Below are 12,760 nucleotides of genomic sequence, written 5' to 3'. Positions count from 1 at the left end.
TAACCTTCTGAAATATATACAGTTTTAGTTGTTTGCTGTGGTTGACTGTGTTTGCGGGGCATATATAACCGCCCAATGAAATTCGGGCGGCCAAGGGGGCCGTCTTTTTACTTAGGCGATGGGTTCAAATCATGAAAACCTTTACTGCAACACCAGCAGACATCGACAAGAAATGGATCATCATCGACGCCGAAGGCGTGGTGTTGGGCCGTTTGGCGTCGATCGTTGCCATGCGTCTGCGTGGCAAACACAAGGCGTCTTTTACGCCACATATGGACATGGGCGACAACGTGATTGTCATCAACGCGGACAAAATCCAGTTGACTGGCAAAAAGCGTGACAAGCCGAACTACTGGCACACAGGCTACCCGGGTGGGATCAAATCCCGCACAACGGGTCAGATCCTTGACGGCGCACATCCCGAGCGCGTTGTGATGCAAGCAGTCAAGCGCATGTTGCCAGGCAACCGCCTGAGCCGCGTACAAATGACAAACCTGCGCGTATATGCAGGTGCCGAGCACGGCCATGAAGCGCAAAAACCAGAAGCTCTGGATGTTGCATCCATGAACTCTAAGAACACGAGGGCCTGAGCGAATGGCTGAAGAGATTACAACACTCGAAGACCTGAACGCAGTGGCCGGTGTAGAACCTGTTGCTGAGGTCGAGATCAACCGTGAACCTGTTCGTGACGAATTGGGTCGTTCCTATGCCACTGGTAAGCGTAAAGATGCGGTTGCTCGCGTTTGGATCAAACCAGGTTCCGGCAAAGTGACCGTCAATGGTCGCGAAGTGACAACATATTTTGCGCGTCCTGTTTTGCGCATGATTTTGCGTCAACCGTTCACAGTGTCTGGCACTGAAGATCAGTTTGACGTGATGGCAACGGTTAAAGGCGGCGGTTTGTCTGGTCAGGCCGGTGCGGTTAAGCACGGTATTTCAAAAGCTCTGCAGCTTTATGATCCGTCCCTGCGCGGCGCTTTGAAGGCTGCCGGGTTCCTGACACGCGACAGCCGTGTTGTGGAGCGTAAGAAATACGGTAAAGCCAAAGCGCGGAAGAGCTTCCAGTTCTCCAAGCGTTAATCTGCTGGCTTATACGGTTTCAAAAGGTCGCCCTTCGGGGCGGCTTTTTTTGTTTAAGGGGGTCGAATTGCTGCGCAATCCGACCGGTTGGGGGCGCTGCCCCCAAACCCCCTAGAGGTACGGGCAAGTCAAAAGCTAGGCGTCGAGCTCTATGAGGCCTAACCCACGTAGATAGATCCCAATTCCTGTTTCCAGCAGGTCGTCTGGCGGAAAGGGGCTTTGAGTGCCGGGGGCGTTACGGGCGAAAAGTTCTACCACGCCGTGGGACATGGCCCAGATATGGGCCGAAAACATTTGTGGCGGTGGACGACGGTTTTCAGGCACGTGTTGGCATAGATCATGCGCTGCCGTTTCCATAACGCCAAGGGCGCGGGTGGCAACAGCGTGCAGTTCCGGTGTGCGTTGGATCGAAATGCCGCTTTCAAACATGGCCACATACTGACCCGGGTATTTGTTGGCGAAGGCCAGATAAGCCCGTCCTGTGCTGAGAAAGGCGGTCAGAGCGGACGGTTTGCCATCGTTGTAGGCAAATTCCAGCAGATCGGCGAAAGTCGCATAGCCTTGGCGCGCAGCCTCGGCGATCAAGTCTTCGCGGCCTTCAAAGTGCCGGTAGACGGCGGCGGGTGTGACGCCTGCGGTCTTGGCGGCCTCGGACAAGGTAAATCCAGTGGGCCCTTTTTCGGTGATCAGCGTCAGGGCTGCATCCACCAAGGCCTGACGCAGATTGCCGTGATGGTATCCGCGCTTAGGCATTCAACAGGTCCGGTCCACCGGTGATGGTGTCATCAATGTTTCCAAGGGCTTTTACATCTTTGCCAGTGTAGTCCAGCCCCGACAGAACGGTTTGGATTGCTGTGATGCGCGCGCGGCGTTTGTCGTCGGTTCGGATTACGTGCCACGGGGATCCAGCCTTGTGAGTTTTGCCCAACGTCTCGTGAATTGCGGCTGAATAGTCATCCCATTTCTTGAGACCCTCAACATCAATCCAGCTGAGTTTCCATTGTTTAAGCGGGTCAATTTCGCGGTCCAAGAACCGACGTAATTGTTCGGCGCGTCCCACGTTCAGCCACAGCTTGACCAAATGAACACCTTCATCGCGTAGCATTTCTTCAAAGGCCGGGGTTTGGGCAAACCATTTTTCCCGCTGGGCCGCGTCACAAAAGCCAAACACATGTTCGACAACGCCGCGATTGTACCAACTGCGATCAAAGAACACGATTTCGCCGGCACTGGGCAGATGTTGAATATAGCGTTGGAAATACCACTGCCCCGCTTCGCGATCTGAGGGTTTGGACAAGGCCACAACCCGGGCCGAGCGCGGGTTCAGGTTCTCGCGAAACCGTTTGATCGTACCGCCTTTACCAGCCGCATCGCGACCTTCAAAGACGATGGCGATCCGTGCACCTGTCGCATTGGCCCAGCTTTGAAGTTTGACCAATTCGATTTGAAGGGCGTCAAGCTGGTCCTCGTAATCGCCCTTGTCCATGCGAGAGCGGTGCGGGTAGCTGTCGGCAAGGATACGATCCTTCTTTGCCTGCTTAATGGCATCGCGCACGGCATCAGGGGCCTGATTTTCGAAAAATTCGCTGATTGCGCCATCAAATGGTTTTGCCATTTTGCCCTCCTGCTCTGGTCGGGTGACTATGCCGTGCTCTGGGCAGGATTACTAGCGTGCACTCCGCGCAGCAGCCCGATCGATGACCGCGATGACCTGATCCATATGCGTGTGCTGCGGCATGTGTCCTGCACCGTCAATGGTGGTCAGTTCCGCATTGGGCAGTTGGTTGATCAGTTTTTCGGAGTGCACTGTGAACGGCACAATGGTATCGGCCAACCCGTGCAGGATTTCAACAGGCTGCGTAATGGTCCCATACCGCGGCGTCATCTCCACGATATAGGGGCGCAGGCTGAGCACCTGCCGGGCATTCGAGCGCATGGTTCCGATCCGTGTCGTCATGCGCGCGCCGATGTAATCCCCATATCCGTCAGGGGCGGGATCGGGGCGAAAGATGGCCTCGATTGTGCTGTCGATTACGCTTTGAGGTGCAAAGGCTGATAGAACCGGCACGGCCAGACCACCGCCCAACGTGGATCCGTTCAGCTTGTAAAGCGGGTCCAATTCACCGGGCCAAGGGTTAGACGGGGCCGCAAGCAGCACCAAAGCACTGGCATAGTCTGGATGTGCCAAGGCCCATCCCAAAACGACGGATCCCCCAAAGGAATGGCCCACAAGGATTGGATCTACGACACCCAGCTGATCCAATGCCTTTTTCAGGAATTGCCCCTGTTGGATCGGGCTTGCGCCTTTGGTGCTGAAGGCCCGGGTGAAACTTGCATCAATATCATCGGAATAGCCCATGCCGGGACGGTCGATGGTGTAAACGCGGTAGCCTTTTCCAGCGAGTTCCGGGGCCAGAGAAAAGGTCAAATCACGGGTCGACCCTGAGGCACCATGTACCAAGACAACCGCGCGGCCATCGCTTGGGCCTTGGATATCAACATGAACCTGCGCACCATCCACGCTGACAAACTGTCCAGTGGGTGGATGGCTGGCCTCAACCTTGGATTGCCGCAGGTAAGCCGCCAATTGGACCACCGCCGTTAAGACGGCGATCAGGATGAGGATGCTAAGAGCCAATTTTTTCAATGTCATAGGGTGTCGATTGATAGATTTGATTGATCCAGTTGCCATATAGAAGATGGGCGTGACTTCTCCAGCGATTTTGCGGTGGGTTCGCGGGATTGTCATCTGGATAGTAGTTCATCGGCACGTTAATCGGCGTTCCTGACGCGACGTCGCGGTCATATTCTTGTTTGAGCGTACCGCTGTCATACTCAAAATGATTAAAAATATAGAGCGCACGATGGGCCGGATCCTCGACAAGACAAGGGCCAACGTCAGAACTGCCCAGCAAGGTACGCAGGCCCGGGGCTGCGTCAATCTCGGCCTGTTTCATTTCGGTCCAACGGCTGACCGGGATCACACATTCATCGGAAAACCCGTTCAGAAACGGTGAATTGGGGGCCATGTTTTTCTGACGAAAACAGCCAAAGGCCTTGGCGTCCAGCATATGTTTTTTGACCCCGTGAAAATGGTTGATCATGGCCATCCCACCCCAGCAGACCCCAAAGGTCGAATGCACGTGGGTTTGCGTCCAATTCATCACATGGGTCAATTCATCCCAATAGGTCACGTCCTGAAATTCAAGATGTTCAATAGGGGCGCCAGTGATGATCAGCCCGTCAAAATACTGATCTTTGACGTCTTGGAAGGGCTGATAGAACTCGGCCATGTGTTCTGCGGCGGTGTTGCGGGTGCGGTGTTCGGACATGCGGATCAAAGTCAGCTCGATCTGCAACGGGGTCGCACCGACCAAACGGGCGAACTGATTTTCGGTTTGGATCTTTTTGGGCATCAGGTTGAGAAGGCCAATCTGCAAAGGACGGATGTCTTGGCGTGCGGCTGCGTCTTCATCCATGACGTTCACGCCCTCATGTTTGAGGACATCATAGGCGGGCAGGGTGGCGGGTAGTTTAATCGGCATTGTACGGGGTCTTTCGGATCGAATGGAAGGTGCAGATGGGGTCGGGATCACGCCGCATCAAGTGCGGCCCCAATCATTCGCTCAAACCCTGAGACATCCTTTACCCCAGCGACCGCATCGGCGCTGACAGTTACGCCCCATTTGGCCATGGCGGCATACAGCGGTTGGCGATGGGCCATGGCGCGTGCATAGGTCCAACGTACAAAGTCGTCAGGATTAACTTTGTCCGGTTGTGCATTGAATTCTTGTAAATAATCTGACCAGCAGTCCAGCAGAAAACGCGGTTGATAGCACATTGGCTTGGGCGCTGCATCAAAGCGACGAACCAGTTCAGACGTATGGGCATCACTGCCTTCGATCCAGACCATGAGCAAGCTCTGGCTCAGGCTGTGCATGACGGGATCGTTGGGATTGCTGGCATCAACGACCTCACAAATAGAGCCACCGCTGTCGCAGACGAAATTGGTGTAGCCATAAAGCTGTGTCGCGCGTTTGATAAAATGCGGCGTGTCCAGCAGGGCGGCGGTTTCGGCGGCATGGTGTTGATCTTGCCGGCGCTGATACTCGGCCAAGTCCAACCCACCCAGTGCCGCGTCACCGGGTTTGCCCAGATAAGTGGACAGGGGATCGAGGTTCTCGAAGGTGATGTTGGACGCAATGTAAATACTGTCGCTGCGCAAAAGCTCGGCTAGGAACGGGACTTTCATCGCCTCAGCCTTTGCATTGTCGACGATCGCTTCGCCCATGTAGCGCGTGCCTATGCGGTAATCGACGCTGTAATGAAACCAGTCGCCACCCTCGCGCAACATATTTGAGACATAGCTTTTGCCAAGGCCAGACATCCCAAACAGGCATACGCGCTTGGCCGGGGCATCAAACCAGTCTTGGGCAGAGGAATAGATCATAGTGTCGGGGCCTTTGTCGCAGGGGTTTCAACTAGGTAGCCAGCGGGCACCATTGCGTCAACTGGATTGCCACATCAGCGGCGGATCAGCCTGAGGATGCGACCATCAAGGATCAAAAGGCCAAGCCCCAAAACCGCAAAGCCCAAATAGGCCTGTGGCTGCAGCGCCTCGCCCAAAAAGACGGCTCCCAAGAGAATGGCAATTGGCGCAATCAGCAACGTACACAGCATCAAGTTGCCAGATCCAGCCATAGCCAAAACACGGTAATACAGAAGATATGCACCCGCCGTGGCGATGATTGCGTAGTATGCAATCGCCAAAATCGTATCGGTTTGCAGCGCCAGACTGATCGGCCCTTCGAGGATCCATGCCGCAGGCACCATGATAATAGTGGATCCTGTTAACATGCCTGCTGCTGCAATTTGTGGTGGCAAAGCTCGCAAGGTTTTTCGCGCCCAAATGCCAGCAAAAGCGTAGGATACAGTCCCCCCAAGAACCGCAATTTGTGCAAGGCTGCGCAGATCGAACTGGGCCAAATTGCTCAGGCCAATGGCGATTGAAACCCCTAAAAACCCAAGACAAACCCCAACCAAGCGATTGGTCGTGAGGCGTTCATCGGCAAAAAACACAGCGGCCAAAACGACACCGAAAATAGCCGTGGCCGCATTGAGGATGCTGGTCAGGCCGGTTTCAATGTAAAGCTGCCCCCATGCCATCAGGCTAAAGGGAATGGCGTTGTTCAACAGGCCCATGACCAAAAATGCGCCCCAAACCTTGGGCGACCGGGGCAGGCGAAGACCGGACCACGCTACATAAATCCAGAGCAACAGCATTGCCCAAAACGTGCGATGAGCAACAGAGGTAAAGGGACCAACTTCGTCCAAAGCGATCCGAATGGATAGAAAGGACCCGCCCCAAATCAGGGACAGCAGCGCCAATTCTGCCCATGCGCGCGAAGAGAGGGATTGTTGTGTCATAGCGCTGGTTTAGGCTGTTTTAGATCCTGCCGCGACCCGAATGTTGCGCAAAAAAAGGCCCCGTCGCAGATACGACAGGGCCTTGGTGTTTTAGGGTGTTTAGGCTTTAGAACGTGTAGCCAACCGACAGACCCAGACCAAGGGCTGAGCTGCCGCTGAATTCTACGCCCGAGCCGTCTTCAGCATCGCCGACTTTGACGTATTCGATGCCACCTGTGATCTTGATGTTATCCATCGTGTAGGTGCCGCCGATGCCAAACGCCAGCGAGCCATCGGTTGGCGCCAGACGCGAGGCCACACCGCCTTTTGCGTCTTCATAAGTCACACGGGCAAAGCCGGAAAACTCATCGCTAAATTTACGACCAACACCCAACCGGTAGGTGTATACATCATTGTCCAACCCAGTGACGGCGCTGCCAGTTGCGGCGGCGTAGGCTGGAGTGCGAACTTCCCACTTGGACCATTCAGCCCATTTGATCGAACCAAACACCAAGGTGTCTTTGGCCACACCGGATTGGAAATCCAATGTGATCGACTGTGGCATTTCGACTTCTGTTGTGCCGGATGTGCCCTCAGCAATGCCTAGCCCCGTCGAGAATTCTTTGGTGTCGAATTCGTGGGTATAGCCGCTTTCGTATGTCAAGGAGACACGCAAAGCGATGTCTGGGATTTCGTACGCAGCACCCAAGATATAGGAAACACGGCCGTCGTTATCGCCAGCGGCTGTGTAGTCAAATGTGCCAACGGGACCAGTATCAACGGCCGCAATAGCTGCTTGGCCTCGGGCCAAATCACCAGCTGGATCGGTGGCCGCAGCGATACCGGCCTGAACACCTGCAAGGGCTGCTGCAACCGGTGTGCCCGCTGGCAAACCGAGAGCCGCAATAGTCGCAGCTTCAATTACTGGATTACCACTTTGCAAGCCTGCTTCAGCAGCTTGTGCCTGCGCCAATTGTGCTTCACCAGCGGCCACTGCGGCCCGAACATTGTCTGCCTCCAGAGCGTCATTCACACCCGAGCGGATCAAAGCATCTGGGATTGCAATATCGGCGGAGGACCGGACATAGCGAAGACCCCCAAAGACCGAGAAGTTCTGATTCACTTTATATCGCAACACCGCAGCCACTTGGTCAGATTTCCAATCGGCGGCCAGACCTTGGTAGACGCCTTGGGTATAGTCCGCATTGGCGCCGTAGGGCTGGTTGATGAAAAAGCCCAAGGACAAAGCCTCGCTTAGGTCGTTTTTATAGGCAAAGCTGAGGTGCGAATAGCTTTTGGCCATATTGTCAGTGTCGCCGCCACCCAAAGACGTCGGGTAGTCGCCAGTGATATTTGGGTTAACTGTAGAAAAGCCCAGCTGCGCGTAGTTGCCTTGCTCGTATAGTACGGAATAGGCGTTGCCGCCGCGCTCGATACCGCCTGCAACTGCGGCGCTTGTGCTTAGCGCAATTGCGGCTGCCCCTGTGAGTAGTTTGTTCATGACCATGTCCCCGTCGTGAATGTTTATTGTGCAACATGCGTAAGGAATGAACTATTGTTGCGTCAACTTGTGACGCCGCGTCAGGGCCAATCAATCCCCTTACGTCACTAAATTGACACGTCTTGAAGGGCGGCTAAATCTTTGCTTTACGGGTTTCGATTAGGATATTCGCGTAATTTGCAATAAAGATGATTGCAGCGCCAACGATGACCCAAGGATCCACGCCTTCATCGTAGAAAACCATTCCAATCACAGCGATCAGTGGCAAGCGCAGGAAATCCACGGGAATAATGACCGTAACTGGCGCAAAGGTGACGGCTTTGGTCAGGCAGTAATGGGCTAAAAGTCCTGCGCAACCTACCAAAATCAGCCATGGCACGGACTGTCGGTCGGGCAAGGCGATGTCGCCATCAAATCCCGCACAAACCACTCCAAATAATGCCTGCAAGACGGTCAGAAAGAACAAGATCGACGTAATGCTATCGGTTCTGGTTAGCATGCGGGTAAAGACAATTGATCCCGCAAAGCCGATCGCTGCTAACGCGGCCATGACCACACCGATATTGACGGTGTCTACCCCCGGGCGCACAACGACCAAGATGCCGATGAAACCGGCAATTGCTGCTGCGATCCGATTGGCAGTCAGGCGTTCGCCCAGAAATATTGGGGCCAGTAGCAATATCCAAAGGGGCGAGGTGAATTCCAACGCAAAAAGCTGGGCCAGCGGGATCATCGGGAGGGCCGCAAACCACAGGTTTTGGCCGGTGAAGTGACAAATGTTGCGTACAACATGCAATCCTATCTGTGCACGATTGATCTGACCTAAGGTGCCCGACCATTTGGCAAGGCTGACCACAATCGCAATCCCGATAAAGCTGCGGTACATCATGATCTCAAAGGTATCGAGGCCAGCACTGATCGCGCGTCCACCCACAGCCATGCTGGAAAACGAGACAATCGCGCCGGTCATCCATAGGCAGGCCAGAACTGTGTGGCTCATTCGGCGTCCTTGGCCACAAGATCGCAACAGCCCGCCAACATGATCGGGGCGCTGGCGCGTTGTGTTAAAACATAAGCGCTATAGGCATAGTCGCCCAAATCCGTAGTGCAGGCTTTTTGATCCATCACGACAATAGCTGTATAGCGTTGCTGATCCTCCAGCAGTGTCATGGCACGTGGCCAATCGCGGTTTTGCGCACTGTTGCGCTGGGGGATGCTAAAGCGAAAGCTGCGCCCATACGTGAACTGCGCACTGTCCGGGCCCAATTCTATCGTCCAATCGGGATCCGTGCCTTGGCACAGGTAGGACGCGCCTTGTGCGGTGGCCGTAACTGCAAAAATGCAGGCACCAAAGATCGCAATAGAAAGGGCGGGCAGTCGTTGCATAGCGTCATGGATACCCTCTTTTGATCGAAAGAAAAGGCCGTTTTGCCCGCCCATGGACCTATTGGGGCCTGCTGCAATCCCAGACTATTCCCATTCGATGGTGCCCGGCGGTTTGGAGGTGATATCATAGGTCACGCGGTTAATGCCCGGAACTTCGTTGATAATGCGCGTGGCGGTTTCTCCCAAAAACTCGTGACTGAACGGATAGTAATCCGCTGTCATCCCGTCGACGGATGTCACCGCTCGCAAAGCGCAGGCAAAATCATAGGTGCGCCCGTCGCCCATGACGCCAACTGTGCGCACAGGCAGGATTGCTACAAAAGCCTGCCAAATCTCATCATAAAGCCCGTGCTTGCGGATCTGATCGATATAAACCGCATCGGCTTCGCGCAGGATATCCAGCTTTTGGCGGGTGATCTCGCCCGGGCAACGGATGGCTAGGCCGGGACCAGGGAAGGGGTGCCGCCCGATGAACGACTTGGGCAGGCCAAGTTCCGTTCCCAATGCGCGCACTTCGTCTTTGAATAGCTCGCGCAAAGGTTCCACCAGTTTCAGACCCATTTTTTCGGGTAAACCGCCTACATTATGGTGCGATTTGATGGTCACCGAGGGCCCCCCCGAAAAGCTGACGCTTTCGATCACATCGGGATAGAGCGTGCCCTGGGCCAAGAATTTCGCGTCTTCGATCTGGTTGGCGTATTTTTGGAACACGTCGATAAAGAGCTTGCCGATGATTTTGCGTTTCGTTTCCGGATCCGATTGACCGTCCAATTGACCTAAAAACAACTCCTGCTCGTCCGCATGGATCAGTTTCATATTGTAATTGTCACGGAACATGGTGACGACTTCTTCTGCCTCGCCTTTGCGCAGCAGGCCGTGATCGACAAACACACAGGTCAGTTGATCTCCAATGGCCTCGTGTAGCAAAACGGCGGCCACGGAACTGTCCACGCCGCCCGACAGGCCACAGATCACATGAGATGATCCAACTTGATCACGGATCGCCTCAATAGCCTGTTCACGGTATTTGCCCATGGTCCAATCGCCAGTGAACCCGGCCATGCGGACAAAATTTTCATAAAGCTTGGCGCCATTGGGCGTGTGATGCACTTCGGGGTGAAATTGCACTGCATAGAACTGCCGCGAGAGATCCGCCGTGATCGCAAAAGGCGCATTTGGCGAAGTGCCGTAGACCTCAAACCCCGGGGCGATCTTGGCCACGTGATCGCCGTGGGACATCCAGACTTGTTCGCGATTGTTTTCAAACCAGCCGTCGAGCAATTCAATCGATTCTTCTTTGGGGGTCACATAGGCGCGGCCAAATTCAGCAGTGCCGTGGCCGCGTTCGACCTTGCCGCCCAGGACTTCCATCATGACTTGCTGGCCGTAGCAAATACCCAGAACCGGCACGTCGATTTCAAACACCGTGGCCGGAGGCCGTGGTGAGTTTTCATCGATGACCGAGGCCGGACCGCCGGACAGGATCACGGCCTTTGGGGCAAATTCGGCCAGAAACGCGTCAGTGACGTTTTGAAATGGATGGATTTCGCAGTAGACATTTAACTCACGCAGGCGACGGGCAATCAATTGCGTCACCTGAGAGCCAAAGTCGATGATGAGCAGGCGCTGATGTTCTTGTGTCATGCTTTGGGGCATAGTGCGCGCATGGGTGGGTTGCAAGATATCTGGCCTTGCTTTGGGCATACTGGATGTCGGTTTTTGAGTATTTGAGGAAAAAAGAAACCAAGGCTTGTCGTTTTTTGGTTTCAGGGGGCGGTTTCCGGCCCTTGCCGTGCACAGCTTCGCGGTAGGTCTGAGGCCAATCAAGTCGGAGGGTTTTGATATGGCTGATGGTGGACGTCGCAGAGCACGTGGTGGCGGTGGGGCTGCGCGGCGCGCAGAACGCACAGCTGTTCGAATCAACACTGCTAAATTCATTGAACGCAATATTCCCGTGACCGAATTGCTGTCCGAGGACACATTGGCGATTATTGAATACAACGCCGAAACTGTGCTGGAGGAAATTGGCGTCAATTTTGTCGACAGCCCAGAGGCCTTGGCGCGTTGGAAAGCCGTGGGTGCTAGTATTGATGGTGAACGCGTCCGCATTCCGCGCGGACTTGCCCGTAAGCTGTGTCAAACGGCCCCGTCCAAGTTCACTCAACATGCCCGCGATCCGGCTAAGTCTGTGGAAATCGGTGGCAACACTTTGGTCACAGCGCCTGTCTACGGCCCGCCCTTCGTGCGCGATGTTGAAGGCGGGCGCCGCTATGCAACCATGGATGATTTCCGCAAGTTCGTGAAGCTGGGTTATATGTCCGAGTTCCTTCACCATTCCGGTGGCACGGTGTGCGAACCCACTGATGTGCCTGTGAACAAGCGGCATCTGGATATGTTGCTGGCTCATATGACCCTGTCCGACAAGCCATTTATGGGATCGGTGACCGAACCCAGCCGCGCCCAAGACAGTGTTGAGATGTGTGAGATCTTGTTCGGCAAAGAGTTCGTGCAAGAAAACACGGTGATGACCTCGCTGATCAACATCAACTCTCCGCTGACTTTTGACAGTATCATGATGGGCGCTTTGGAGGTTTACGCAACCAACAACCAAGCCAGCATTATCTCGCCCTTTATCGTGGGCGGCGCCATGGCGCCTGTGTCGGTTGTGGGCACATTGACGCAAGTTCTGGCTGAGGTTCTGGCGGGGATTGCTTATAGTCAAATCCTGCGCCCCGGTGCCCCGGTGATCTTTGGTACCTTTGTGACGTCAATTGATATGAATTCCGGTGCGCCGACTTTTGGGACGCCTGAGGCCAGCCAAATCCTGTATGGGGCAGGGCAGTTGGCCCGCCGTATGGGCCTGCCGTTCCGGTCGGGTGGGGGACTTTGTGGATCAAAGTTACCGGATGCGCAGGCAGCTTATGAAACCGCCAACACCTTGAACGCCGCACTTATGGGCGGTGTGAACTTTATGCTGCATTCGTGTGGGTGGCTGGAAGGCGGCCTTGTGTCGTCGTTTGAGAAGTTTGTCATGGACGCAGATCAGCTGGGCACATTGCAAAAGATGGCCGCAGGTGTCGATGCGTCCGAGAATGGACAGGCCATGGGCGCAATCGCTGAAGTGGGCCCATCGGGCCATTACCTTGGCTGCGATCATACCCAACAGAATTTCAAGGATGCGTTCTGGCGGTCGTCCTTGTTTGATTACAAGCCGTTCGAGACATGGGACGAAGAGGGCGCGCGCGACACCCAAACACTGGCAGCAGCACGGGTGAAATACCTGCTGGAAAACTACCAACAACCGGCCATGGACCCAGAGGTTCTGGCCAAGTTGGAAGATTACGTAGCCCAGAAAAAAGAATCGATGCCGGATTCTTTTGTTTAAGC

General features: G+C 54.7%; 13 protein-coding genes. 3 read left to right on the top strand and 10 right to left on the bottom strand.

Translation table 11 applies throughout. The features are described 5' to 3' along the window. The first annotated feature begins 131 nt into the window (after positions 1–131). Complete coding sequence (gene rplM, locus ACIRQ6_RS08180; RefSeq protein ID WP_420863637.1) at positions 132–590, top strand: 50S ribosomal protein L13; 459 nt, start codon at positions 132–134, stop codon at positions 588–590. Positions 591–594: 4 nt separating this feature from the next. Beyond that, entirely contained in the window at positions 595–1,080 is a 486-nt protein-coding gene (rpsI, locus tag ACIRQ6_RS08175; protein ID WP_420863636.1) for a 30S ribosomal protein S9, read from the top strand. Between the two features lie 135 nt (positions 1,081–1,215). Here rpsI and ACIRQ6_RS08170 read toward each other — a convergent pair whose 3' ends face one another. The 10 genes from ACIRQ6_RS08170 to guaA all read right to left on the bottom strand — a co-directional run bounded on the left by ACIRQ6_RS08170 (position 1,216) and on the right by guaA (position 11,017). Then, on the bottom strand, positions 1,216–1,833 hold the full coding sequence (locus tag ACIRQ6_RS08170; protein ID WP_420863635.1) for a TetR/AcrR family transcriptional regulator: 618 nt from the start codon (positions 1,831–1,833) through the stop codon (positions 1,216–1,218). After that, entirely contained in the window at positions 1,826–2,695 is an 870-nt protein-coding gene (ppk2, locus tag ACIRQ6_RS08165) for a polyphosphate kinase 2 (RefSeq protein ID WP_420863634.1), read from the bottom strand. The genes ACIRQ6_RS08170 and ppk2 overlap by 8 nt, the downstream gene beginning before the upstream one ends. 51 nt (positions 2,696–2,746) lie before the next feature. Then, positions 2,747–3,733 (bottom strand): alpha/beta fold hydrolase, encoded by a 987-nt coding sequence (locus tag ACIRQ6_RS08160; protein WP_420863633.1) that lies wholly within the window; start codon positions 3,731–3,733, stop codon positions 2,747–2,749. Next, positions 3,708–4,625 carry a homoserine O-acetyltransferase MetA gene (gene metA, locus ACIRQ6_RS08155; protein WP_420863632.1) on the bottom strand — a complete coding sequence of 306 codons (918 nt, stop codon included), beginning with the start codon at positions 4,623–4,625 and terminating at the stop codon, positions 3,708–3,710. Before metA ends, ACIRQ6_RS08160 begins: the two co-directional genes overlap by 26 nt. A gap of 47 nt (positions 4,626–4,672) precedes the next feature. Next, on the bottom strand, positions 4,673–5,530 hold the full coding sequence (locus ACIRQ6_RS08150; RefSeq protein WP_420863631.1) for an ATPase: 858 nt from the start codon (positions 5,528–5,530) through the stop codon (positions 4,673–4,675). Positions 5,531–5,604: 74 nt separating this feature from the next. After that, a complete protein-coding gene (locus ACIRQ6_RS08145; RefSeq protein ID WP_420863630.1) occupies positions 5,605–6,507 on the bottom strand; it encodes a DMT family transporter in 903 nt (300 codons plus the stop codon). Between the two features lie 106 nt (positions 6,508–6,613). Next, on the bottom strand, positions 6,614–7,987 hold the full coding sequence (locus ACIRQ6_RS08140; protein WP_420863629.1) for an outer membrane protein transport protein: 1,374 nt from the start codon (positions 7,985–7,987) through the stop codon (positions 6,614–6,616). Positions 7,988–8,120: 133 nt separating this feature from the next. Further along, positions 8,121–8,987 (bottom strand): DMT family transporter, encoded by an 867-nt coding sequence (locus tag ACIRQ6_RS08135; RefSeq protein ID WP_420863628.1) that lies wholly within the window; start codon positions 8,985–8,987, stop codon positions 8,121–8,123. Then, a complete protein-coding gene (locus tag ACIRQ6_RS08130) occupies positions 8,984–9,373 on the bottom strand; it encodes a hypothetical protein (protein WP_420863627.1) in 390 nt (129 codons plus the stop codon). Before ACIRQ6_RS08130 ends, ACIRQ6_RS08135 begins: the two co-directional genes overlap by 4 nt. Positions 9,374–9,457: 84 nt before the next feature. Further along, complete coding sequence (gene guaA / locus ACIRQ6_RS08125) at positions 9,458–11,017, bottom strand: glutamine-hydrolyzing GMP synthase (RefSeq protein ID WP_420863626.1); 1,560 nt, start codon at positions 11,015–11,017, stop codon at positions 9,458–9,460. 199 nt (positions 11,018–11,216) lie between these two features. On the opposite strand from guaA, the gene ACIRQ6_RS08120 reads away from it, so the two are divergent. Beyond that, positions 11,217–12,758, top strand: a complete 1,542-nt coding sequence (locus ACIRQ6_RS08120; RefSeq protein ID WP_420863625.1) for a trimethylamine methyltransferase family protein — start codon at positions 11,217–11,219, stop codon at positions 12,756–12,758. Positions 12,759–12,760: the final 2 nt, after the last annotated feature.

The sequence above is a fragment of the Algirhabdus cladophorae genome (assembly GCF_044772865.1).
Taxonomy (GTDB): domain Bacteria; phylum Pseudomonadota; class Alphaproteobacteria; order Rhodobacterales; family Rhodobacteraceae; genus Algirhabdus; species Algirhabdus cladophorae.
Note: the sequence above shows the minus strand (reverse complement) of the source record. Positions and strands in the feature narration are given on the sequence as shown.